We start from the raw sequence: 24047 nt of genomic DNA, 5'->3' as shown, positions 1-24047 counted from the left end.
CCGCTCCCGTTAGGCCGGGACCGGCTCGCCCTCTAGATCGTGGCGGTGCTTCTCGGGCAGATAGGCCAGCAGCATTTCGCGAACCAGGGTCGGGCTCTTGGAATCGCGGATCATCAGGATGCCGTCGATGATCAACGTCCGGTTGGTTTCTTCGTCCATCACCTTGCCATGCAGCTTGTCGGCGATCGGCAGACAGATCAGGTTGGCGACCAGCGCGCCGTACAAGGTGGCCAGCAACGCCACAGCCATGAACGGGCCGAGCTTGGACGGATCCGACATGTTGGAGAACATCTGCACCATGCCGAGCAGAGTGCCGATCATGCCGAACGCCGGGGCGCAGTCGCCGATCGCGCGGTAGATCTTGCTGCCCTCATTGAGGTGCATCAGAAAGTTGTCGCGGTCGCGCTCGAGGTTGTCGCGGATGAATTCGAGATCGTAGCCGTCGGCGACGAAGCGGATGCCCTTGGCGAGGAACGGCTCGTTGGTCTCGACCTTTTCAAGACCGACCGGACCCTGCTTGCGGGCGATCTCGGCAATGCGGGCGAGCTCGTCGACCAGATCGCGCGCCGACAGCCGGCTCAGCGTGAAGGCGAACTTCGCGCCCAGCGGCATGCCGTGCATGATCGCGGACAACGGGAAACGGATCAGGGTCGCAGCGATCGAGCCGCCGAAAATGATGATCACGGCATGGATGTCGTAGAACATCTTAAAATCGCCGCCCATCAGGACCAGCGTGCAGAGCACCGCGATGCCGGCGATCAGACCGACGCTTGTTGCGATATCCATGAAACACTCCGACGCTAGGCGTACGCGACGACTATCCGTGCTGGACGGCCACGCGTCCTCAGCGGGCGCGCGTCCACAACGTAGCGGCGCGCCATTAAGGACTGGTAAAGTGTAAGGTAGCAAAGCGCGGCGGCGCCGGAACAATCGACGCGTGGCGCGTTCATCGCGGAGCCATAACAGAACCCGTTACCGAACCAACGCCGTTTGTGACGTCAGAAAGAAACAGACGCCTATCGCTTTAGTGGATTTCCGACGCCTGCTTCAGCGCAGCTTTCAATTTCTCCAGCGAGAACGAAGTGCTGCGGGCGATGTCGAGGATCGGCGTCTCGCGGCGGCCGCATAGTTCGGCGGCATCGGGAAGCTTCGCCGCGATATCCAGCGGGATCACCACGGCGCCGTGCTGGTCGGCATGGATCAGGTCGCCGGAGCGCACCGTCATGCCGGCAACACGGACCTCGCCGCCAAAACTCTCGGCATGAACATAGGCATGCGACGGCCCCAGCGAGCCCGCCAGCGCCTGAAATCCCTCGGCCCATTGCGGAATATCGCGGATCGAGCCGTCGGTGACGACGCCGACACAGCCCAGCGCCTTGTGCACGGCGCTCTGCACCTCGCCCCAGAACGCGCCGTAGCCGACGTCGGCGCCGTCGATATCCTGGATGACGCTGATGCGCGGGCCCGGGCCGGTGCCGACATAGTCGTAATAGGCGATGCGGCGCGCCGCCTGTTCGGCGGCCGGCAGGCCGGAGGCAACCACCGAGCGGATCGTTGCGGTGCGGGCATAGCCGACGATCGCCGGCAGATCGGGGAACGGGCAGACCAGCGGCTTGGTGGTGTAGCCGATCAGCCGGCGCTCCGGTGCCACGATCTCCATCGCGTTGCAGATGGTCGGCGTATCATAGCCCCCGAGCGCTTCGAGGACCGCAGCTGACAGCGCTTCGCTGGAATGGGTCATGATGGTCTCCCTGGTTGTTGCGCATCCGGTCTGTGCAGGATGTCGTCGTCGGGCCGATCGGGGCCTAGTTCAGCCGCACGGGCGAGTCGTCGGGCTTCGCCGCCGGCGTGACGTAGGTGGCCGGCACCGGGGCGGGCTCCACCGGCACGACGGCCGTAGAGGCCGCCAGTGCGCGCTCCTGCGCGCGGTAGGATTTCCAGCCGAAAGGCAGGAAGGCCAGATACAGCACCGACAATAGCGACAGCACATGCCAGGGATAGCCGATCAGCAGCGCGATGAAGAGCACGACGCCCGCCACCACCGGCAGCACCAGTTCGCGCGGCACCCGCATGTTCATCGACTTGCCGGAGAACACCGGCAGCCGCGACACCATCAGGAACGCGATCAACAGCGTGAACAACGTGGTCAGTACCGCCGGAGGCGTCGGCACCCCGAGGAACGCCAGATAGATCGGCAGCAGCACGGTGATGGCGCCGAGCGGCGCCGGCATGCCGGTGAAGAAGTTGGCGGCGAAGGCCGGCTTGTTGGGGTCGTCCATCTCGGCATTGAAGCGCGCCAGCCGCAGGCTGCCGCAGATCGCGAAGATCATCGCCGCGATCCAGCCGATATTGCTGAGATCGTGCAACTGCCAGAAATACAGGATCAGGCCGGGCGCCACGCCGAAATTGACGAAATCGGCGAGGCTGTCGAGCTCGGCGCCGAACTTGGACTGGCCCTTGATCATGCGGGCGACGCGGCCGTCGACCCCGTCGAGCACCGCGGCGAACACGATCGCGGCGACCGCCAGTTCCATCCGGCCCTCGGTTGAGAGCCGGATCGCCGTCAGGCCGGCGCATATCGCCAGCAGCGTGATCAGATTGGGGACCAGCATCCGGACCGGAATGGTCCGGAACCGGCGGCGGCGGGTGTCTGGCGAGGGATCGGTCGGCATTTGCATGGTTCCCCTTTAGCAAACCCGACCGTGCTCCGCCATTGTGGCGAGGCCCCGACCCGTTTGGCTGAAGAACAGGATTAATCGATCCGGTAGGTGCGGCCGCCGTCGCCGACCATGAAATCGGCCAGCACGGTCTCGCCGGCCACCGCGGTCTGGCCGACCGATACCAGCGCCTTGCTGCCTTCCGGCAGATAGACGTCGAGCCGCGAGCCGAACCGGATCAGGCCGAAGCGCTCGCCGGCGCCCAGCATCTGGCCCTCGCGCACGAAGGAGACGATCCGCCGCGCCACCAGGCCCGCGATCTGCACCACGCCGATGCGGCCGCCGGGGATCGAGATCACCAGCGAATTGCGCTCATTGTCGTCGGAGGCCTTGTCGAGCTCGGCATTGATGAACTTGCCGGGCCGGTAGGCGATCCGCTCGATGCGGCCGGCGACGGGACTGCGGTTCACATGGCAGTTGAAAACGCTCATGAACACCGAGATGCGCAGCAGCGGGATATCGCCGAGGCCGAGTTCGGCCGGCGGCAGCACCATCTGGATCAGCGACACCCGGCCATCGGCCGGCGACACCACGACGCCCTCGCGGATCGGCGTGACGCGGACCGGATCGCGGAAAAACAGCGCGCACCACCCAGTGAGGATGGTGCCGATCCAGCCCAGCGGCGTCCAGATCCAGAACAGAATCAGCGTCGCCAGCGCAAACGCGCCGATGAACGGGTAGCCTTCCTTGTGGATCGGCGGGATCTGCGCACGGATGGAATTGGCGATGGACATGGGCTCAGCGTTCTTTCTTCCCCTCTCCCCCGGGCGCAGCGAAGCTGCGACTGGCGGGAGAGGGTGGCCGCGCGTCAGCGTGGCCGGGAGAGGGGGCGGTCGAGGTTGAACCAAGGTGCTTGATGAGAACTTCAAGCACCCCGTCCGAATTGTTCAACACTTCATTATTCCAGAACCGCAGCACGCGAAACCCTTGATCTTTAAGCCAATGGTCGCGGTGGAGATCCGATCGGTTTTCAGAATGCTGTCCGCCGTCGACTTCGATGACCAGACGTTCGGCCAGACAAACGAAATCAACGATGTAAGGCCCGACCGGCAACTGGCGCTTAAATTTGTAGCCGCGGAAGCGATGGGCGCGCAGCAGGTACCACAGCCGACGTTCGGCGTCGGTCATGTTCGAACGCAAAGCTTTGGCGTACTCCCTCGCCATGCCCCCTCTCCCGTCCGCGCTGCGCGCGGCCACCCTCTCCCGCCAACGCCGCTTCGCGGCGCCGGGGGAGAGGGGAACAAGAAAGAATCTACTCCGCGGCGTCCGGGGCCAGCAATGCCGGCGGCTTGCGGTTCGGTGCGGCGTCGTCGTCCGCGATCATCGCCAGCCGCTCGCGGGCTTCCTGGGCCTCGCGCTGCCGGTTCCACATGCTGGCGTAGAGCCCGGAGGCGGCCAGCAGTTGGCTGTGGGTGCCGCGCTCGGCGATCCGGCCCTGATCCAGCACGATGATCTCGTCGGCGCCGACGATGGTCGACAGCCGGTGTGCAATCACCAAAGAGGTGCGGTCCTTCGATACCTTCTCCAGCGCGTCCTGGATTTCCTGCTCGGTGTGGCTGTCGAGCGCCGAGGTGGCTTCATCGAGCAGCAGGATCGGCGGCGCCTTCAGCACGGTGCGGGCGATCGCCACGCGCTGCTTCTCGCCGCCCGACAGTTTCAGGCCGCGCTCGCCGACTTCGGTCTCGTAGCCCTTCGGCGACATCCGGATGAAGCCGTCGATCTGCGCGGTCCGGGCGGCCTCCTCGACCTCTGCGTCGGTGGCGTCCCAGCGGCCGTAGCGGATGTTGTAGCGGATGGTGTCGTTGAACAGCACGGTGTCCTGCGGCACCATGCCTATGGCTTCGCGCAGACTGGTCTGGGTGACATTGCGGATGTTCTGGCCGTCGATCGAGATGGTGCCGCCGGAGACGTCATAGAGCCGGAACAGCAGCCGCGAGATCGTCGACTTGCCGGCGCCGGACGGGCCGACGATCGCCACCGTCTTGCCGGCCGGCACCTCGAACGACAGCCCTTTCAGGATCGGCCGCTCGGGATCGTAGGAAAACTGCACGTTGTCGAAGCGGACCGCGCCGGCGCTGACCAGCAACGGCTTGGCGCCCGGCAGATCCTTGACCTCCGGGTTACGCTGCAGCACGCCGAACATCTTCTCGATGTCGATCACCGCCTGCTTGATCTCGCGATACACCATTCCCATGAAATTCAGCGGCTGGTACAGCTGGATCATCATCGCATTCACCATGACGAAATCGCCGACCGTGTTGGTGCCGTTCCGCACGCCAATGGCGCACATCAGCATGGTCGCGGTCAGGCCGCAGGTGAAGATGACCGCCTGTCCGGTATTGAGCAGCGCCAGCGACGTATAGGTCTTGACGCTGGCCTTTTCATAGCGCGCCATCGAGCCGTCATACCGCTCGGCCTCGCGCGCCTCGGCGCTGAAATATTTCACCGTCTCGTAGTTGAGCAGCGAATCGATCGCCTTGGTATTGGCCTCGGTGTCGGAATCGTTCATGCGGCGACGGATCTCGATCCGCCATTCCGTCGCGATGTAGGTATAATACATGTAAACGACGACCGTGATGGCGACCACCAGCACGTAGCGCCAGTCGAATTGCCACAGCAGCACGCCCATCAAGAGCGAGACTTCCACCACCGTCGGCACCAGCTGCAGGATCACCATCCGCACGATCACTTCGATGCCGAGCCGTCCCCGCTCCAGCACCCGCGTCAGGCCGCCGGTCTTGCGCTCCAGATGGAAGCGCAGCGACAGTTCGTGCATGTGGACGAAGGTGAGGTAGGCGAGCTTGCGCACCGCATGCATCGCCACCTTGGCGAAGATGCCGTCGCGCCATTGCGTCAGCACCGCCATCAGCACGCGGATCAGGCCGTAGCTCACGGTCATGATGACAGGCGACGCGATCAGCCACAGCGCCCAGTTGGACGATTGCACCGGGGCGGTGTCGGCGCCGGTCAGCGCGTCGATCGCCCATTTGAAGGTGAAGGGCACGGTCAGCGTCGCCAGCTTGGCGATCACCAGCAGCACCATCGACCAGAACACCCGCATCTTCAGGTCGGCGCGGTCACCGGGCCAGATGTAGGGCCACAGGTGAACCAGCGTCGACATCAGCGTGCCGCGCTCGATCGACGACGTGGGGGCGCTATCGTGGGAATGCGAATGGGCGGGATCAGCCATCGATAGCGCCCGGGATGAACGAGGCGGCTACTGGGCGCCGCAGGATGTTTAAGGTCGGTTGCATGCTGGAACGCATATAGGGAGTTGGGCCTGTTGTCGCACCCTTCGTGGTACAAATCTTTCCCACGCCAGGATGTACGAGGCATCAAATTCGCGTCGGCAGATCGTCCGGGTCTTGACGCTGTCTTTCCGCACTGCCACATAAATTAGATGAGCATCATCAAGAACGTCTGCGTGTACTGCGGCTCCGGCCCGGGCACGGATCCCCGCTTCGTCGAATCGGCTATCGCGCTCGGCAAGTCGCTGGCCGAAAACGGCGTCGGCCTGGTCTATGGCGGCGGCTCGATCGGCCTGATGGGCGCGGTGGCCACCTCGGTGCTGGAGCACGGCGGCCACGTCACAGGCATCATCCCGGAATTCCTGACCAAGCGCGAAAATGCGCTGACCGGCGCTCAGGAGCTGATCGTTACCCACGACATGCACGAGCGCAAGCGGCTGATGTTCGAGCGCTCGGATGCCTTCGTCGCCCTGCCCGGCGGTATCGGCACGCTGGAAGAGCTGGTCGAGCAATTGACCTGGCAGCAGCTCGGCCGGCATAGCAAGCCGATCCTGCTGGCCAACATCGGAAATTTCTGGGACCCGCTGCTCGAATTGCTCGAGCACATGCGCGCCACCGCCTTCATCCGGCCGACCCTGCCGCTCGACGTGCTGCAGGCCGACCGCGTCGAGGACATCTTGCCCCGCATCCGCGCCGCCGCCGCGCAGGCCTCGGAAGACGCCAAGAACCTCGCCCCCGAAGTCGCGGCAAGGCTGTAGTTTATCAACTCGGTGTCATTCCGGGATGCGAAAGACGGCGAAGCCGGGTGGCGCAGACCCGGAACCTCGAGTTGTTGATCGTCTCATCTCGGGATGCTCAGCCGCTCCAGTTGGAGCGGCTGAGGTTCCCTCGCAGCTAACGCTGTTCCCGCCCGGGAATGGCAGCCTCCTCAGAGCGGCGTCGCCTCACCGAGCGTTTTCTGCATCGTGGTATTGGCGAGCCATTCGTCGCCCATCGTGATCGTGCTGCGGCGGGTTGCGATGTAGCCGCGCTTTTCGAAGAACTCCTGCGCGTTGTCGCTGACATCTGCCGTCAGAATCTTGGCGCCGCGCGCGCCAGCGAGTTTTTCCAGCGCGTCGCATAGCATCGCCGCGACGCCGCGCAGCACCGCGCTGGGGTGCACGTACAACAAATCGATGTGGTCGGCGCCGCGCAATGAGGCAAAGCCGACCGGCGAATTCTCCAGCGATGCGATCAGTGTCAACTGCCCGGCGAGACGCTTGCCGAACGCGGCCTCGTCCTCCGCGGCCGAGGCCCACGCCGCCTGCTGCGTCTCGCTGTAATCGTCGCCGGTCAGCTCCGAAATGCTGGCGACGAAGATCGCCGCCAGGATCGGCGTGTCGGTCGGCAGGAACGGCCGCAGCGTGGCTTGAGGCATGGCCTGTCCCATCAGCGTGCGATCTCCCACGTGGTGCCTTCCTTGGAGTCCTTGATGGTCACGCCAAGCGCGGCCAGTTCGTCGCGCAGCCGGTCGGATTCCTTGAAATCCTTGCGCGCGCGCGCCGCGGTGCGGTCGGCGATCAGGCCCTCGACCTTGGAGGCATCGACGCCGCTGGCCTGCTGCTTGCGCCCGGCCCATTCGGCCGCGGTCTCGTTGAGGAAGCCGACCATCCGCAAGGACGCCGCGAACTTGCCGCGATCCTTATCGTCGCCGGCAGCGGCGCTGTTGCGCAGGCCGTGCAGCGCCGCGATCAATTGCGGCGTATTGAGATCGTCGGACAACGCATCGATCACCTTGTTCGACGGGTGGCCGCCCTTGTTGTCGGCCGCGACCCAGTACCAGTCGTCGAGCGTTTTGGCGCTTTCCTCGAGCCCCTTCAACGTCCAGTCCATCGGCGAGCGATAATGCGTCTTCAGCATGTTGAGGCGGATGACCTCGCCCGGCCAGTCGTTGAGCAGGTCACGAATAGTGATGAAGTTGCCTGTCGATTTCGACATCTTCTCGCCTTCGACCTGCAGGAAGCCGTTGTGCATCCAGTAGTTCGCCATGACATCGGTGCCGTGCGCGCAGCGCGACTGCGCGATCTCGTTCTCGTGGTGCGGAAAGATCAAATCGAGCCCGCCGCCGTGAATGTCGAAAGTGGTGCCGAGATAGGCCGCCGACATCGCAGAGCACTCGATGTGCCAGCCCGGCCGGCCCCTGCCCCACGGGCTTTCCCAGCCGGGTTCGTCCGCGGACGACTGCTTCCACAGCACGAAATCGGTCGCGTGCTTCTTGTGCGCGTCGACGGCAATGCGCGCGCCGGCCTGCTGGTCCTCCAGCTTGCGGCCGGACAGCGCGCCGTAATCCGGCATCGATTCGGTGTCGAACAGCACCTCGCCACCAGCCTCGTAGGCATGGCCGCGGGCGATCAGTTGCTGGATCAAGGTCACCATGTCGGACTTGCCGTCGGCGCGCGGCAGCACGAAGTCGGTGGCGCGCGGCTGATGCGTCGGCGGCAGGCAGCCCAGTGCTGCGACATCGGCATGAAACTGCGCGGCGGTCTTCTCGGTGACGGCGCGGATCGCCTCGTTCAGCGGCAGGCCCGGGAAATCCCGGATGGCGCGGTCGTTGATCTTGTCATCGACGTCGGTGATGTTGCGGACATAGGTGACCTGGTCGGGGCCGTAGATGTAGCGCAGCATCCGGAACAGCACGTCGAACACGATCACCGGCCGGGCATTGCCGATATGGGCGAAGTCATAGACGGTGGGCCCGCAGACATAGAGCCGGACGTTGTCGGCATCGATCGGCACAAAGTCGCGCTTCTCTTTGCTCAGCGTATCGTAAAGGCGCAAATCCATGACTGTCCCGTCCCTGATGGCCGGGCGTCGCATGATCTCGATTGAGAAGTGACGGCCGCAGCCAGCGTCAAGCTAGCTCGTAATCTCGCGGCGCAGGCCGCAATTGGCGAGAAAACCGTTCATTAGCGGCACCATGCGGCAGCCGGGGCTTGGCCGTCAAGGGCTGCCATCCGTCGCTCTGGACAGCATTGGCGCGCTCATCTTTCGGAAAATCGAGGCCGCCCACGCCATGGTTAATGATTGTTCAGCTTTTTGGCTCTATTGAAGGGCCTTTGGTTGATTCATTCATCAGGTGAGCCATGAAATCGATTGCCCTGTTGCTAGCCGCCACCTCGGTGCTGGCCGCCTCCTCCGCCGTGGCTGATTCCCGCGTCTTCATCATCGCCAACCAACCCGACGGCTATGGCATCGACCGCTGCCTGGCCGGCAGCGACAAATGCGGCGCCTCGGCCGCTTTGGCCTATTGCCAATCGCGGCAATTCGCCCAGGCGACCGCGTTCCGCCGGGTCGATCCCGACGAGATCACCGGCTCGGTGCCCAAGCCGGCCGCCGGCGGCAGCGCCCGCGAAGAATACGTCGCAATCACCTGCCAGCGCTGACAACGGCGATCCGCATCGGGTGACGGCGGCAGCGTCCGGCCGCCACAGTGCAGCCCCGGAAACGACGTGACCCTGCCGCGAGAAGCGGCTATGGGAAAGCCGCGTTGCCGTCGCCCAGGAAATTGCCTGATTTGGCGAATTCGGCAAGGCCGGCAAGGGGGTTTGCCAAGCATCGAACCCGCGCCGATCTGACCCGATGTGCTGTAGTGGCCCTTATGTCTGACACGTTGACTGCCTCGCTCCGCAAGTTTCTGGCCTGCACCGTCCTGCTCGGCGCTGTGTCGCTGGCCAATGAGGCCGCAGCGCAAGGCGCGCCCCCGCAACAAAGCGCCAATCCGATGTGCGTGCGGCTGGAGGGCCAGCTCGCGACCATTGACCGCGGCGGCGGTGGCGACCCCGCGCGCGCCGAGCAATTGCGACGCTATGAGGACGCAGCCTCCAAGCAGCAGAACGAGCTCGACCGCGTCACCGCGCAGGCCCGGCGGATGGGCTGCGATTCCTCCGGCTTCTTCTCGATGTTCAACGGCCAGTCGGCACAGTGCGGCCCGGTCAACAACCAGATCCAGCAGATGCGCGGTAATCTCGACCAGATCACCAGCAATCTGGAGCGGCTGCGCGTCGGCACCCCCGGCAGTTCGGACCGCGACAGCCAGCGCCGCTCGGTGCTGCTGGCGCTGGCGCAGAACAATTGCGGACCGCAATATGCTGCTGCCGCGCGCAATCCTGCACCCGGCTCCGGCGCCGGCAATTTCCTCAACAATTTGTTCGGCAACAACGAGCCCAGCCCCGATGCCCCGCCGCTCGACGCCGCGGTGGCGACCGCGCCGTCCGGCACCTATCGCACCGTCTGCGTGCGGACCTGCGACGGCGCTTATTTCCCGATCTCGTTCGCCACGGTGCAAAGCCGGTTCGCCGACGACGAGAAAACCTGCAAGAGCCTGTGCCCTGCGGCCGATGCCAGCCTGTTCAGCTACCGCAATCCGGGCGAGGACATGAACGCAGCGGTGTCGATCTCCCGCCAGCCCTATACGTCGTCGCCGAATGCGTTCAAGTACCGTACCGAATTCAACCCGTCATGCTCCTGCAAGGCGCAGGGCCAGACCTGGTCGGACGCGCTGAAGAACATAGACGACAAGGCGGCGGCCGAAAACGGCGACATCATCGTCACCGAAGAACGCGCCAAGCGGATGTCACTGCCACCCGCCAAGGGCACGCCGGTCTCCGCCAAAAAGGGCGCCGCGCCTCCGCCCGCCGAGACCCCTGCCGCAGCCCCCGCTGCGCCGGCCGATCCCAACAAGCCGATCCGCTCGGTGGGACCGACGTTCCTGCCGAAGGCGCAGTAAGACAGCGCGACGCGCAGGCAAGCAGCGTTGCGGACTCTTTGATTCCGCTTGGTTGTCAGCCTTGATAGTCGCTGCTCCTTGATATATATCATGGTATGTATCAGCACGTGGAGAGTGCCATGACATCGCGAACCGCCAAAATTTTCACGACCGGCCGTAGCCAGGCCGTCAGGCTGCCGGCGGAGTTTCGCTTCGAAGGCAGCGAGGTTTTCGTGCGCCGTGACCCCAAGACCGGCGACGTCATCCTCTCCCGCAAGCCGGATTCCTGGGACGGCCTTCTCGAGCTACACGGCCAGGATCAGATGCCGGACGATTTCATGGGAACGGCCGACCGCAGCGGACCGACGCAGCAACGCGATCCGTTCGCTGGCTGGAAAGAATGACGGTCCGGATGCTCGACACCAATATCGCCAGCCATGTCATCAGGGGCGATCGGCGTGAGATCATCGAGCGGCTAATTGCACTTCCCATGGAAGACATTGTGCTCTCCTCCGTCACCGAAGCAGAACTTCTTTACGGTCTGGCGAAGCGCGGCTACCCCGAGGCGCTGTCCGAGCGGGTCCGGCAGTTCCTGCTTCGCGTCGATGTGCTGCCATGGGATCACGATGTCGCCAAAACCTACGGCGACTTGCGGGCGGCATGCGAAGCGAAAGGCGTGACGCTTGCGCCCCTCGACATGATGATCGCCGCCCATGCCGCAGCCGTCGACGCGACCCTCGTGACGCGCGACAAAGCTTTTGCCCGTATTCCTCAATCGTTGAGGATCGAGGACTGGACGACGTAGAGTCGAAAAAGCTGAGGATCTCTCCTGGAGAAGCGACAAAGCGCGGGCAAAGTTCCATCTCGTGCAGGAGGACCAAAGTGGCCAAGCAGAAAAAGCGAAAGGCTAAATACACCAAGCCAGACGACCACTTTTCCGCCGGGCCTTTAGAGTTCGCGCGCTTCGGTCGGGTGGTGATAGGCCGCTCACGGGCAACAAAAGAGCAATTTGAAGCGGCTCAAGCCCAACTGGTGGCTCAGTATCCGATTGCAGTCGCCGAGATCGACGTCCTTGTCGCCGAAATCGCAGCGCAAATTGTCCGCCTTCCCCCCCGACCGTCTGCTTCAACGGGGCTGGTGGGAATATTCTGCGATGATGGTCGGGTTAGTCGGCAGAGATGCGGACGACTCAGACAAGCTCGCAGCAGCGCGGATGGTTGATTATGTACAAAGCGTGATCGTGTCAGTTAAGCCGGAGCAGTACGCCACCGACGTAAGCGAGGAAGATTTGACCAAGCTGCGAGCGAATGTCGAGACATTATTCCGGCGTTTCACTCTCGACTATCAGATGTGCTTGACGGCTCACCGACGGGCTCAAGACCGGCAACTGGATATGCAGCTGGAGGAGTTTCGGTTTCGCGCGGAAACACTCTGATTGAATGTTCAAGGCAAACGCTATCAGCTCCATGAGCGCCAGGCGCTACTTGATGTGCTCGTGCCGCATTCGGACATTCTGTAGAGCGCGCACGTCCGCTGTCATCATATGGTGGAATGGAGATGACTCAGTATGTATGGTCGCCTGACGTACCACACGACATTGAAGGCGCCATAGAACATACGCGCGTCGTCATGCTTGCTGACAACAAGCAAAATCGCCGCCTCGTGGAGTTCGAATACGACAAGGAGGGAAAGCTGTTTGGAGCACATTTTCGCAATGTGAATCTTGCCGGCGTTCCAACGGCTGAAATCGAGCGTCTACGCGCGGAGGGCGGCGCGCTGCAGCAGAGGCGGATTGCCAATGTGCACTCCAAGGGAAAGATTGGCAGGAACGATTACTGCCCCTGTGGTAGCGGAAAGAAGTGGAAAAGATGCCACGGCCAGCGAGCGTAACAACCGCTAAGCCTCAACGGCGGCAAACCGCTTTGCTTGTGTCAACAATTCTCATTCCCGATGCTGGACCGGGCTGTGTCAGCTCTTGAGAACAGCAAACTCGACGACCTTTCTGTCTGCCAGCCTACGCCCATGTTTCGCCAGTTTAGCGTTTCCGTATGCCGAGTAGAGGTCACTCGATATCGACTGGACGTCGCCCTACCCTTCGAACGCCTCGGCCGATCCCTTGCTCGCGTGCGTTACCAGCGTTTCGTCGGCGACCGGCAGCGGCAGGGCCAGATCGCGAAACTTGTTGGTGATCGGATAGCGGCGATCGCGGCCGAAATTGCGCCGCGTGACTTTGACGCCGGGCGCGGCCTGGCGGCGCTTGTATTCGGCGATGTTGAGCAGGCGGTCGATCCGGATCACGACGTCCTTGTCGAAGCCTTCGGCGACGATCACCGACAGCGGCTCCTCGCGCTCGACCAGACGCTCGAGAATGCCGTCGAGAATGTCGTAGGGCGGCAACGAATCCTGGTCGGTCTGGTTCTCGCGCAATTCCGCGGTCGGCGGGCGCACGATGATGTTGACCGGGATCACCTCGCCGTCGGGGCCCAGCGCGCCTTCCGGCTTCCACGAATTGCGCAACGTGCACAGCCGGAACACTTCGGTCTTGTAGATGTCCTTGATCGGGTTGAAGCCGCCATTCATGTCGCCATACAGCGTGGCGTAGCCGACCGACATTTCCGACTTGTTGCCAGTGGTCACGACCATCGCGCCGGTCTTGTTGGAGATCGCCATCAACAGCGTGCCGCGCGTGCGGGCCTGCAGATTCTCTTCGGTGATGTCGCGCGGCAGGCCGGCAAACGTGCCTGACAAAATGCTCTCAAAACCGTTGACCGCCTCCGCGATCGGCAGCACCTCGTAGCGGATGCCGAGCCGCTGCGCGAGATCGGCGGCATCGTCGAGTGATACCTGCGCGGTGAACCGGAACGGCAGCATCACGCCGCGGACGCGGTCGGCGCCGAGCGCATCGACGGCCAAGGCTGCACACAACGCGGAATCGATGCCGCCGGAGACGCCCATCAGCACGCCGGGAAACCCGTTCTTCTGCACGTAGTCGCGAAGGCCCAGCACGCAGGCGGCGTAGTCGCCGGCGTCGCCTTCCAGCACCGGCGCGATCGGGCCGTCGCAGCGCCAGCCGTCCTTGGTTTTCTCGAAGTTCAGCGTGGTGATGCTCTCGGCAAAGCCCGGCAGTTGCGCGCCGAGCGTGCGGTCGGCGTTGAGCACGAAGGACGCGCCGTCGAACACCAGTTCGTCCTGGCCACCGACCTGGTTGAGGTAGACCAGCGGCAGATCGCTTTCTATGACGCGCGCGACCTGCACCGACAGCCGCAAATCGTTCTTGTCGCGCGCATAGGGCGAGCCGTTCGGCACGATCAGGATTTCCGCGCCCGTCTCGGCGAGCGTCTCGACGACGTTCTCGTAATCCTCGGACTCTTCCATCCAGGTGTCTTCGCAGATCGGCACGCCGATCCGCAGCCCGCGGATGGTCATCGGGCCGGATACAGGGCCGCGCGCGAAAACGCGCTTCTCGTCGAACACGCCGTAGTTCGGCAAATTGACCTTGTAGCGGATCGCACTGATGCGGCCTTCGTCGAGCAGCGCGCAGGCGTTGTAGAGCTTGCCGCCGTCGACCCACGGCGAGCCGATCAGCATCGCGGGACCCCCGTCCGACGTCTCGCGCGCCAGTTCCTCGATCGCAGCCCGGCACGCCGCCTGGAACGAGGGCTTCAGCACCAGATCTTCCGGCGGATAGCCGGCGATGAACAGTTCCGGGAATACGATCAGCGCGGCGCCATCGGCCGCGGCCTGCGCACGCGCCGCGCGCGCCATGGCGGCGTTGCCGGCGATGTCGCCCACGGTCGGATTGAGCTGGGCAAGGGTGAGAACGAAGCGCGCGGAATCTGTCATGAAGTGATTTAAGCCCGCGGGCTCACCTTTCGCAATTGCGTGGTCAGTAGAGCCCCATGCGCTCGCCAAGCGCGAACGCCCAGGTCAGCCCGGCGATCACCAGCGCGACACCGACGGCGGCGGAGCCCATGTCTTTCACGGCGCCGATCTGCGGATCGTGCTCTCTGGTGACGCGGTCGGCCAGTTTCTCGATTGCGGTGTTGAGCAGTTCGACGGCAAGCAGCAACAGCACCACCGCCACCATCTCGATGCGGCGCGCCGCCGTGGTGCCGATCAGCAACGCCAGCGGAACCGCGAGGAGTAGTGCGAACAGCTCCTCGCGAATCGCCTGTTCGGAACGGGTGGCAAAGGTCAGCCCGTTCCAGGTGTTGATGCAGGCCCGCCAGAGGCGCGTCACTCAGAGGCCCGACGCGACCGGCATCGGATCTTCCTTGCCGACCCGCGAGGTCTTCAGCAGTTCGGCGATCAGGAACGCCATGTCGATCGACTGCTCGGCGTTCAGGCGGGGGTCGCAGACCGTGTGGTAGCGGTCGTTGAGGTCCTCGTCGGAGATTGAACGCGCCCCGCCGGTGCATTCGGTAACGTTCTGGCCGGTCATCTCCAGATGCACGCCGCCCGGATGGGTGCCTTCGGCGGCATGGATCTGGAAGAACGACTTCACCTCCGAGAGAATGCGGTCGAACGGCCGGGTCTTGTAGCCGGAGTTCGAGGTGATGGTGTTGCCGTGCATCGGATCGCACGACCACACGACCGTGCGCCCTTCCCGCTCGACGGCGCGGATCAGCGCCGGCAAATGATCACCGATCTTCTCGTGGCCGAAGCGGTTGATCAGCGTCAGCCGGCCCGCCTCGTTTTCGGGGTTGAGTACGTCGATCAGCTTGAGCAATTCATCGGGCTTCAGCGACGGGCCGCACTTCAGGCCGATCGGGTTCTTGATGCCGCGGAAGTATTCGATATGGGCGTGGTCGAGCTGACGCGTGCGGTCGCCGACCCAGATCATGTGGCCGGAGGTCGCGTACCAGTCGCCGGTCATCGAATCGACGCGCGTGAAGGCCTGCTCGTAGCCGAGCAGCAGCGCCTCGTGGCTGGTGTAGAAATCCGTCGCGCGCAGTTCCGGATGGCTTTCCAGGTTGAGGCCACAGGCGCGCATGAAATTCAGCGCGTCCGAGATCCGGTCGGCCAGCTCCTTGTAGCGCCGCGACTGCTGCGAATCCTTCAGGAAACCGAGCATCCACTGGTGCACGCTGCCGAGATTGGCGAAGCCGCCAGTGGCGAACGCGCGCAGCAGGTTCAGCGTCGCCGCCGACTGCCGGTAGGCCATCAGCTGGCGCATCGGATCCGGCACGCGGGATTGCGCCGTGAAGGCGTTGTCGTTGACGATATCGCCGCGGTAGCTCGGCAATTCGACGTCCCCGATCTTCTCCATCGGCGAGGAGCGCGGCTTGGCGAACTGGCCGGCGATGCGGCCGACCTTTACCACCGGCACGGCACCGGCATAGGTCAGCACCACCGCCATCTGCAGCAGCACGCGGAAGAAATCGCGGATGTTGTTGGCGCCGTGTTCGGCGAAGCTCTCGGCACAGTCGCCGCCCTGCAGCAGGAACGCCTCGCCCTTTGCGACTCGGGCCAGTGCCTTCTTCAGATTGCGCGCCTCACCGGCAAATACCAGCGGCGGAAAAGTCGCCAGTTGCGCCTCGACGTCGCCCAGCGCCTTCAGATCCGGATAGGCCGGCATCTGCTGCACAGGCTTGTTGCGCCAGCTATCGGGCGTCCACCGCTCTGCCATCACTTTAAACTCCTGAAAACCGCGCCATCCGCAGGCAGCGGAGCCGCGTTATACACAGGGTTCCCAGGGATCACCAGACAGAAATCCGGCTTGCGCGATAACCCCTTGCAGCCAATGTCGAATTCGACTTTGCTGAGATCATTATGACGAAGGCGAATTTCAAGGCGGCAACGGACGACGTGTTTGCCGACGATATACGTTTGCCGGCCGCCGACGGATTTCTGCTGGGCGCAACGCTGTATCTGCCGCGCGGCGCCCGGTCCCATGCGGTGCTCATCAATTCCGCGACCGCGGTGCCACGCCGGATCTATCGCGGCTTTGCCAGCTACCTCGCCAGCCGCGGCTGCGCGGTGCTGACCTATGATTACCGCGGCACCGGGGATTCCCGGCCAAAATCGCTGGCCGGCTTTCAGGCCACGATGGCCGACTGGGCCGCGCTCGACGTCAGCGCGGCGGTCGACTGGATGCGGGCGCGCTACCCGGCGATGCCGCTCGGCTTTGTCGGCCACTCGTTCGGCGGCCAGGCGCTGGGGTTGATCCCGAACAATGCCGAGGTGTCGCGGGCGTTACTGGTGGCGGCGCAGGCCGGCACCTGGCGGCTGATGAGCTCGCCGGAGCGTTACCGGGTCTACGCGCTGCTGGCATGCGTCGGGGTGCCGCTGACCCACGCATTGGGCTATGCGCCGGGCCGCGTCGGGCTCGGGCTCGATTTGCCGAAGGGCGTATTTCTGGAGTGGGCGAGGTGGGTCGCCTCCGACCGCTACTTCTTCGACGACAGCCGGTTGCGCGCGCTGGCGAACTTTCCGCGCTACCGCGGCGCGTTGCGGGCGCTCAGTTTTTCCGACGATCCCTGGGCAACCGAAGCCGCCGTCGAGATGCTGTGCGCCGGTTTCACCTCGATCCGCCCCGATATCCACGTCATTGCCCCGGCGGAAGCCGGGACCAGGAAGATCGGCCATTTCGGCTTTTTCCGTCCGCAGCACCGCGACACACTATGGCGCGGTGCCGCGGAGTGGATTCAGAAGAGCGACTGACGCCGCGCAGAACCGTGCCGCCGATCCGTCATTTGATGTGGTGCGCGAGCTTCTAGCCTGACGGGTGGCCGAGACCGCGGATCCAGCCGCGGAGAACCGCTGACTTCATCGGGTCCTCTGCCGTTGGCGCTGCCAGCGGCACGGCATGGGGACAGCCGGCGCAGCCGGGAAATTCGTAAAGACAGAACTCCAGACACGCGGCGCCCGGGGTCCGGTCTGCGACCATATCGAACCGACATGGGCGCAGTAGTATATCGCACTGCAGCATGATGTTCGCCCCCCGGGTCAAGCGAGCACTCGGCATTCTCCGCGACGGGATGACCTTGTGCGGCGCTAAGATGCGGTATCATGCGAATTCCGAAGGCGGTTTGCTGTACGATAGTGCTCATGCCGCAGGAAGTTTTCGCGCTCCTCGTCGAGCAAAATCCAGGCTGATTGCAACGACCGTCATTCCGGGCAGGAGCGTTTGGGCGCCGTCCGGATGCTGCAGAATTAACCGATCGAATGCGGCCAGGGGCTGCCCAGCAAACGCTGGTAATTGTCCTGGACGGCCTTGTGACATTCGCAGGCCAGTCGCCCAAGAGCGACCGGATCCGTGATGCGAAGTTGACCTCGGACATAGCTGATCGACCCGGCGCGCTGCATCGCACTCGCAATCTCGGTCACGCTAGCGCGGCGCACGCCGATCATGGAGGCGAGATAGTCCTGGGTCAGCGGCAGTTCGTCTCCGGCAAGATCTCTCATTCTCAAGATCCAGCGCGCCATTCGCGCTTCGATCGAATGTCGCGCGTTGCAGGCGGCCGTCTGCTGAACATCGGCAACCAGAAATTGCTCGTGCGACGCGAGCAGATTGAGCACGGCAGGATACTCGCTGGCAATCCGGCGCAATGGCGCGCGATCGATCACGGAGGCCTCTCCAGATACCTGGACAAGGATCTTGTTGATGGAAGTCCTGTGATCCATCGCCTGTGGCGCGCCGACGACACCATCCCGTCCGACCATGAACGTCTGAACCAGCGCCCCGTCGTCGAGTTCGACCATGAACGAGATGATCCCGGAGTGGGGGAAATGCACGTTGCTGATGTTACCGCCGGGCTCGGCAAGGACGTCTCCCTGGTTCAACCAAACAATTTTCAAATGCTGGTTCAGCGCGGTCATTTCACCTTCAGGGAGCATCTGCAGAAGTCGGTTGTTGTTTGTCATTTCGCCGGCCGATCTGAGTTTGAAGCAGCTGGGTATGAACGCACGATGGCTTGTAACCGGCAAGTGCTTTCGAGGTCGGGGTCCTTGACATGGATTCTGGACATGACAAAAGGTCGCCTTGGTGGAACCACCCGTGAATACGCCGCCGTAAACGTCGGGACGAGCGAGTGGAGTTTGAACCACTCGCGATTCTTGATTTGCATCAACCATCGCTGCCGCGATAGGTGCGACATTCAGCCATGATCCATTCAAGCCCCTTGAGGGCACCATGAATGCCATGAGGCGCATTTCGACGGTCGCGCTTACGCTTATTTGCCTGTCGGTCATGCTGCGACCGGGTTTTGCCTTCGGCGGCTTGGCGCAGGATCGCTGGAAGCCTGCTCATCTCGAACATCTGCCGCCCGGCATCCGCGCCATCTTGCAGAAATGGGAGACGGTATGCGGCGGATCGATCGCCGCCTCGCAGCAGTTCGCGCTGTATCTCACGATACCCGGCGGCGAACTCGTGGCCCTTCACTACGATGATTTTCGTTGCGGCAATCAATCGGCCCAATGCACCGCCAAAGGATGCCTGCATGAAGTTTATATGGCGAGCAACGGGCACTATCGTCGGGTGCTTGCCGTGCATGCCCGCGATATTCGACTGCTTCGCGATCAGGCCGCGGCGCGGGTCGAGATCTCCGGCGTGAATGGCGAGACCACGGCGTTGCGATGGAACGGCCATCGATTCGTCGAGTGACGACAACACCGGACCATGGCAACGAGCGTCGAACACCAGACAGGGGTCGTCCGCAGGACGGACTGTTGATATAGGATTGGCGCCGAGAGCCAGTCCACGCCGCTTTCTTCGCTGGATCTACCCATATGGAGCATTGATGCCGAGTCCCCGTCAGGCGCGCTCGTACACGCACTTCCGGCCCAGCCTCACTCGAGCTTTGCTGATGGTCGCGCTCGTCGGCGTGCCGTCGCTGTCGTGGGCTGAGGAGGAGGTCAAGGTCAACGCCGCGCAGATGCAGACCCTCGGCATTCGTGTGGTGCACCCGATCTCGAGCCGGAGCGACCTCACACTGCCCTACCCCGCCCAGATCGTGATCCCGATGCCGCAATTGTGGGTCGTGAGTACGCCCGTGTCCGGGATGGTCACCAGCCTGGCGATTGCGCGGGGCGACCGGGTCGATGCCGGCCAGCCGCTGGTGAACCTCGAGAGCCCGAGCTTTGTGTCGCTGCAACGCGAATATCTACAGGCCTTTTCGCAGGAAGTGCTGGCCGCGCAGCAACTCAAGCGAAACACCGAATTGTTCGACGGCAAGGCCGTGCCGCAACGCGTGCTGGAGACCAGCCAGGCGGAAGCCCGGCAGGCCAGCATCGCCGTGGCCGAGAAGCGGCAGATGCTTCGGCTCAGCGGACTTTCAGACGCCGCGATTGCGCGGCTGACCAGCGAAACGGCGATAGTCGCGACCATGTCGGTTGCCGCGCGCCAGCAGGCGACGGTGATCGACATTCTGGTTTCTCCGGGCCAACGCATCGAGCAGGCCGCGCCGCTGGTCAAGCTCGCGCGCCTCTCGGTGCTCTGGGCCGAGATTGCCATTCCGGCGTCGAACATCCATGCCATCCGGCCGGGCGCCCGCGTGGAAATCGAAGGCTATGCGGTACCGGGCAAGGTCATCCTGGTGTCGGAGACGACGGATTCCGCGACCCAGACCGTGCTGGTGCGCGCCGAGGTGCCGAATTCCGGCGAATTGCGGCCCGGACAGACGGCCGCGGTACGCATCGGGTTCATTTCCGTCGGTGAGAGTGCCTGGGAAATTCCCTACAGCGCGCTGGTCCGGCGCGGCGACAAGGCGTCGGTCTTTGTCGCCATCGAAGGCGGTTTTCGCCTGCTGCCGGTGACGCTCATTGCCGAGGATCAGGAACACGTCGTGATCTCCGGCGTGATCTCCGACAAGGATGAAGTCGCCGTCAGCGGTACAGCGGCGCTTCGCGGAATCCTGCTGCGGCTCGGAGCCAGCGAGTAATGCTGGAGCGCCTGGTTGCTTTCGCGCTGTCGCAGCGCCTGTTCGTCGCCTTGAGCGTATTGCTGCTGATCGGCGCCGGCGCCGTGCTGCTGCCGACTTTGCCGATCGACGCCTTCCCGGACGTCTCGCCGGTTCAGGTCAAGGTGATCATGAAGGCGCCGGGTCTTACCCCGGAGGAGGTCGAGCAGCGCATCACGGTGCCGATCGAGCTTGAGCTGTTGGGACTGCCCAACAAAAAGATTCTCCGCACCACGACCAAATATGCACTGGCCGACATCACCGTCGATTTCGAGGACGGCACCGATATCTATTGGGCGCGCAACCAGGTTTCCGAACGGCTGGCCAACATCACGCGCGACCTGCCGGAAGGCGTGACCGGCGGCCTCGCGCCGATCACCAGCCCGCTAGGCGAGATGTTCATGTTCACCATCGACAGTCCCGAGCTGTCGCTGGCGGAACGCCGGACGCTGCTCGACTGGACCATCCGTCCGGCGCTTCGCACCGTTCCGGGGGTCGCCGACGTCAACTCGCTGGGCGGTCACGTCCGGGCCTTCGAGATCGTGCCGCTCAACGACGCGCTGGCCGCGCGCGGCATTTCGTCGGAGGTGTTCCGGCGCGCCATCGAGACCAACAGCCGCAATGACGGCGCCGGCCGCGTCAACCAGGGCGAAGACAGTGCCCTCGTCCGCATCGAGGGCAGCATTCGCTCCATCGACGACATCAAGGCCATCGTGGTCGATACCAGGGATGGCATTCCGATCCGCGTCAACGATGTCGCCCGCGTCGAGGTCGGCGCGCTGACGCGCTATGGCGCGGTCACGATCGATGGCCGCGGCGAAACCGTCGAGGGGCTGGTGCTCGGCCTGCGCGGCGCCAATGCCGGACAACTGGTCAAGGACGTCCGACAGCGCCTGCAGGAGTTGGCGCCGTCGCTGCCCAAGAGCGTGACCATCAATGTGTTCTACGACCGGAGCCGGCTGGTCGGCCGTGCCGTCGGCACCGTGGTGCGTGCGCTGGGCGAAGCCACGGTGCTGGTGATCGTGCTGCTGCTGCTGTTTCTCGGCAACTGGCGCGCCTCGCTGATCATTGCCTTCAGCCTGCCGCTGGCGATCATGATCGCGCTGATCGTGATGCGCCTGGTCGGTATGTCGGCCAATCTGATGAGCCTGGGCGGTCTTGCCATCGCGATCGGCATGCTGATCGACGCGTTGGTAGTGGTCGTCGAGAACATCGTCGGCAATCTCAGTACGGATCAGGAAGGCAAGGCGACGCCGCTGATCCATATCGTGTACCGCTCGGTATGCGAGGTGCTGGAGCCGGTCGCCACCGGCGTGATGATCATCATCATCGTGTTCGTGCCGCTGCTGGCGCTGCAGGGGCTCGAGGGCAAGCTGTTCATCCCGGTGGCGCTGGCGATCATCTTTGCGCTGGCGGCCTCGCTGGTGCTGGCCCTCACCGTGCTGCCGGTCGCGGCGTCGTTTTTTCTCAAGGCAACGCCGCACCGCGACCCCTGGCTGATCCGCCAGGCGTCGCGGGCCTATGCACCGGCGCTGGCCTGGGCGCTCGGCAATGAACGCAAGGTGATGGGGGCGGCCGTGGTGGCCCTGGTCGCGGCGGGCGTGGCCTACACCCAGCTCGGCAAGACCTTCATGCCGACGATGGACGAAGGCGATATCATCATCAGCGTCGAGGCCATCCCGTCGATCAATCTCGATCAGTCGGTGGCGATCAACGGCAAGCTGCAGGCCGCCATTCTGGCGCGGGTCCCCGACATCGCGGGGATCATCGCGCGCACCGGATCGGACGAGCTCGGCCTCGATCCGATGGGCCCGAACCAGACCGACACCTTTCTGATCCTGAAGCCGGCCAATGAGCGCCAGACGGCCGACAAGGCCGCCCTGCTCCAAGAGCTCCGACACGTATTGGCAGACTTTCCGGGGCTGTCGCTCAGCTTCACCCAGCCGATCGACATGCGGGTCCAGGAGATGATCAGCGGCGTGCGCGGCGACGTCGCGGTAAAGATCTTCGGGCCGGACGTTGCCAAGCTTAACGAGATCGCCAGCGCCCTTTCGACGCTGCTGTCGGGCATCGACGGCGCCGAGGACGTCTATACGACGCTGAACGAAGGCGCGCAGTACTACACGGTCGCGGTCAACCGGCTGGAGGCCGGCCGCCTCGGTCTGGCGGTGGACGCGATTGCCGCCTCGCTGCGCACCCAGATCGAAGGCCGCACCATCGGCACCGCGCTGGAGCCGGGACGGCGCACGCCGATCCTGGTGCGCGGCAGCGAGGCGACCCGCGAGGCGCCGTCGATGCTGGCCAGCCTGCCGCTGACGCTGGCGTCCGGACAGCATGTGGCGTTGTCGCAGGTGGCCCGCATCCATCGGGTAGACGGCCCCGTCAAGATCGATCGCGAAGACGGCGGCCGGATGAGCGTCGTGCGCTCCAACGTCCGCGGGCGCGACATGGTCGGCTTCGTGCTGGCCGCGCAGCAGAAGGTGGCGGCCGAGCTGAAGCTGCCGCCGGGCTATCGTCTGACCTGGGGCGGACAGTTCGAAAACCAGCAACGCGCCGCCGCGCGTCTGTCGGTCGTCGTCCCCGTCGCCATCGGGCTGATCTTCGTGCTGCTGTTCACCACCTTCGGCTCGATCCGGCAGGCGCTGATGGTGCTGGTCAACATTCCCTTCGCGCTGATCGGCGGGGTCTTTGCGCTGGTGCTGACCGGCGAATATCTGTCGGTGCCGGCGTCGGTCGGTTTCATCGCGCTGCTCGGCATCGCCGTGCTGAACGGCGTCGTGCTGGTGTCCTACTTCAACCAGTTGCGCGCGCGCGGCGTGGCCGAGCCTCGCATCGTCGTGGAAGGCGCACAGCGCCGGCTGCGACCGGTGCTGATGACCGCCAGCATTACCGCGCTGGGCCTGGTCCCGCTGCTGTTCGCGACCGGCCCCGGATCCGAAATCCAGAAGCCGCTGGCCATCGTGGTGATCGGCGGCCTGCTGTCCTCGACCGTACTGACCCTGATCCTGCTGCCGATTCTCTATCGCCGGTTCGGCGGTGCTGCGAGGAAGATCGCATGACGGCTGAATCTGTCTGCCTGACATTGGTCGCCGCCCGCAGGCGGCGCGACGAGTTGTTCGACTTTCTCAGCGCGCAGCGCGATCTGGTCGCGGGATTTTCCGCCTCGGACCGTGCCGGCTTCGGCCCGACGGTGCGCCTGCCCTCGGCGCCCGAGCAGGTCAAAGGCCATGCCGACTAGGTCCTGCTGCGTCTCATTATGGAAAAGCCGCAGGCTGATCTGTTATTATCCCGGATCAAGACCGCATTCGCAGGAACCCGGCTGGTCTACTGGATCATGCCGGTAACGGAGTTCGGCATCTTGGATGACCGCGGTCCTGAAGCGGACCATTGAGCCGTGCGGTCAGGTTGATCGTCCGTATCAGGCCCGCGAAGGCAGCGA

At 64.1% G+C, this 24047-nt stretch carries 23 protein-coding genes and 1 pseudogene; 11 read left to right on the top strand and 13 right to left on the bottom strand.

Going from position 1 to position 24047, the window contains the following annotated elements:
• Positions 1–9: 9 nt before the first annotated feature.
• The 6 genes from FNL56_RS12930 to FNL56_RS12905 all read right to left on the bottom strand — a co-directional run bounded on the left by FNL56_RS12930 (position 10) and on the right by FNL56_RS12905 (position 5907).
• Complete coding sequence (locus FNL56_RS12930) at positions 10–786, bottom strand: motility protein A (RefSeq protein WP_143573126.1); 777 nt, start codon at positions 784–786, stop codon at positions 10–12.
• Positions 787–1024: 238 nt separating this feature from the next.
• Positions 1025–1741, bottom strand: coding sequence for an RraA family protein (locus FNL56_RS12925; protein ID WP_143582029.1), 717 nt, complete (start codon positions 1739–1741; stop codon positions 1025–1027).
• Positions 1742–1805: 64 nt separating this feature from the next.
• On the bottom strand, positions 1806–2672 hold the full coding sequence (pssA, locus tag FNL56_RS12920; protein ID WP_143573124.1) for a CDP-diacylglycerol--serine O-phosphatidyltransferase: 867 nt from the start codon (positions 2670–2672) through the stop codon (positions 1806–1808).
• An 80-nt stretch (positions 2673–2752) separates the two neighbouring features.
• Positions 2753–3451 (bottom strand): phosphatidylserine decarboxylase, encoded by a 699-nt coding sequence (locus FNL56_RS12915; protein WP_143573123.1) that lies wholly within the window; start codon positions 3449–3451, stop codon positions 2753–2755.
• Positions 3452–3455: 4 nt separating this feature from the next.
• Positions 3456–3881: an endonuclease domain-containing protein gene (locus tag FNL56_RS12910; RefSeq protein ID WP_143573122.1), complete on the bottom strand. Its 426-nt coding sequence runs from the start codon at positions 3879–3881 to the stop codon at positions 3456–3458.
• An 88-nt stretch (positions 3882–3969) separates the two neighbouring features.
• Positions 3970–5907 carry an ABCB family ABC transporter ATP-binding protein/permease gene (locus tag FNL56_RS12905; RefSeq protein WP_143573121.1) on the bottom strand — a complete coding sequence of 646 codons (1938 nt, stop codon included), beginning with the start codon at positions 5905–5907 and terminating at the stop codon, positions 3970–3972.
• A gap of 210 nt (positions 5908–6117) precedes the next feature.
• Between FNL56_RS12905 and FNL56_RS12900 the strand changes: the two genes are divergently transcribed.
• Complete coding sequence (locus tag FNL56_RS12900; RefSeq protein WP_143573120.1) at positions 6118–6723, top strand: TIGR00730 family Rossman fold protein; 606 nt, start codon at positions 6118–6120, stop codon at positions 6721–6723.
• A gap of 170 nt (positions 6724–6893) precedes the next feature.
• On the opposite strand, the gene FNL56_RS12895 is transcribed toward FNL56_RS12900, so the two are convergent.
• Both FNL56_RS12895 and cysS read right to left on the bottom strand, forming a co-directional pair.
• Entirely contained in the window at positions 6894–7394 is a 501-nt protein-coding gene (locus FNL56_RS12895) for a GNAT family N-acetyltransferase (RefSeq protein WP_143573119.1), read from the bottom strand.
• Positions 7394–8788, bottom strand: a complete 1395-nt coding sequence (gene cysS, locus FNL56_RS12890) for a cysteine--tRNA ligase (RefSeq protein WP_143573118.1) — start codon at positions 8786–8788, stop codon at positions 7394–7396. The genes FNL56_RS12895 and cysS overlap by 1 nt, the downstream gene beginning before the upstream one ends.
• 299 nt (positions 8789–9087) lie before the next feature.
• Here cysS and FNL56_RS12885 point away from each other — a divergent pair, with 299 nt between their 5' ends.
• The 6 genes from FNL56_RS12885 (at position 9088) to FNL56_RS12860 (ending at position 12599) form a co-directional block, all read left to right on the top strand.
• Positions 9088–9387: a hypothetical protein gene (locus FNL56_RS12885; RefSeq protein ID WP_143573117.1), complete on the top strand. Its 300-nt coding sequence runs from the start codon at positions 9088–9090 to the stop codon at positions 9385–9387.
• Positions 9388–9602: 215 nt separating this feature from the next.
• The gene (locus FNL56_RS12880; protein WP_143577868.1) at positions 9603–10730 is read left to right on the top strand and encodes a DUF2865 domain-containing protein; all 1128 of its coding nucleotides are present in this window, start codon (positions 9603–9605) and stop codon (positions 10728–10730) included.
• 119 nt (positions 10731–10849) lie between these two features.
• Positions 10850–11113: an antitoxin gene (locus FNL56_RS12875; RefSeq protein ID WP_143573115.1), complete on the top strand. Its 264-nt coding sequence runs from the start codon at positions 10850–10852 to the stop codon at positions 11111–11113.
• Positions 11110–11514 (top strand): type II toxin-antitoxin system VapC family toxin, encoded by a 405-nt coding sequence (locus FNL56_RS12870; protein ID WP_143573114.1) that lies wholly within the window; start codon positions 11110–11112, stop codon positions 11512–11514. Before FNL56_RS12875 ends, FNL56_RS12870 begins: the two co-directional genes overlap by 4 nt.
• A 204-nt stretch (positions 11515–11718) precedes the next feature.
• Complete coding sequence (locus tag FNL56_RS12865; protein ID WP_143573113.1) at positions 11719–12144, top strand: hypothetical protein; 426 nt, start codon at positions 11719–11721, stop codon at positions 12142–12144.
• Between the two features lie 122 nt (positions 12145–12266).
• Positions 12267–12599, top strand: coding sequence for an SEC-C metal-binding domain-containing protein (locus FNL56_RS12860; RefSeq protein ID WP_246660949.1), 333 nt, complete (start codon positions 12267–12269; stop codon positions 12597–12599).
• 198 nt (positions 12600–12797) lie between these two features.
• Here FNL56_RS12860 and FNL56_RS12855 read toward each other — a convergent pair whose 3' ends face one another.
• Genes FNL56_RS12855 through FNL56_RS12845 form a run of 3 tightly spaced genes read right to left on the bottom strand, consistent with a single transcriptional unit; the run spans position 12798 to position 16338 of the window.
• The gene (locus FNL56_RS12855) at positions 12798–14552 is read right to left on the bottom strand and encodes an NAD+ synthase (protein WP_143582028.1); all 1755 of its coding nucleotides are present in this window, start codon (positions 14550–14552) and stop codon (positions 12798–12800) included.
• 43 nt (positions 14553–14595) lie between these two features.
• Positions 14596–14949, bottom strand: coding sequence for a diacylglycerol kinase (locus FNL56_RS12850; protein WP_143573110.1), 354 nt, complete (start codon positions 14947–14949; stop codon positions 14596–14598).
• Positions 14950–16338, bottom strand: coding sequence for a class II 3-deoxy-7-phosphoheptulonate synthase (locus tag FNL56_RS12845; protein ID WP_143573109.1), 1389 nt, complete (start codon positions 16336–16338; stop codon positions 14950–14952).
• A 143-nt stretch (positions 16339–16481) separates the two neighbouring features.
• Between FNL56_RS12845 and FNL56_RS12840 the strand changes: the two genes are divergently transcribed.
• Complete coding sequence (locus FNL56_RS12840; protein WP_143582027.1) at positions 16482–17372, top strand: alpha/beta hydrolase family protein; 891 nt, start codon at positions 16482–16484, stop codon at positions 17370–17372.
• Positions 17373–17864: 492 nt separating this feature from the next.
• On the opposite strand, the gene FNL56_RS12835 is transcribed toward FNL56_RS12840, so the two are convergent.
• On the bottom strand, positions 17865–18575 hold the full coding sequence (locus tag FNL56_RS12835) for a Crp/Fnr family transcriptional regulator (protein ID WP_168202922.1): 711 nt from the start codon (positions 18573–18575) through the stop codon (positions 17865–17867).
• Positions 18576–18777: 202 nt separating this feature from the next.
• Positions 18778–19350, bottom strand: a complete 573-nt coding sequence (locus tag FNL56_RS28020; protein WP_168207218.1) for a hypothetical protein — start codon at positions 19348–19350, stop codon at positions 18778–18780.
• 100 nt (positions 19351–19450) lie between these two features.
• Between FNL56_RS28020 and FNL56_RS12825 the strand changes: the two genes are divergently transcribed.
• The 3 genes and pseudogenes from FNL56_RS12825 (at position 19451) to FNL56_RS12815 (ending at position 23999) form a co-directional block, all read left to right on the top strand.
• The gene (locus tag FNL56_RS12825; RefSeq protein ID WP_143573105.1) at positions 19451–20590 is read left to right on the top strand and encodes an efflux RND transporter periplasmic adaptor subunit; all 1140 of its coding nucleotides are present in this window, start codon (positions 19451–19453) and stop codon (positions 20588–20590) included.
• Positions 20590–23667, top strand: coding sequence for an efflux RND transporter permease subunit (locus FNL56_RS12820; protein WP_143573104.1), 3078 nt, complete (start codon positions 20590–20592; stop codon positions 23665–23667). The genes FNL56_RS12825 and FNL56_RS12820 overlap by 1 nt, the downstream gene beginning before the upstream one ends.
• Positions 23664–23999, top strand: a pseudogene (locus FNL56_RS12815) (DUF3240 family protein). The gene FNL56_RS12820 and the pseudogene FNL56_RS12815 overlap by 4 nt, the downstream one beginning before the upstream one ends.
• Positions 24000–24047: the final 48 nt, after the last annotated feature.

The organism is Tardiphaga sp. vice304 (assembly GCF_007018905.1).
GTDB lineage: Bacteria > Pseudomonadota > Alphaproteobacteria > Rhizobiales > Xanthobacteraceae > Tardiphaga.
The sequence above is the reverse complement of the archived record's forward strand: the minus strand, read 5'-3'. Positions and strand labels throughout refer to the sequence as shown.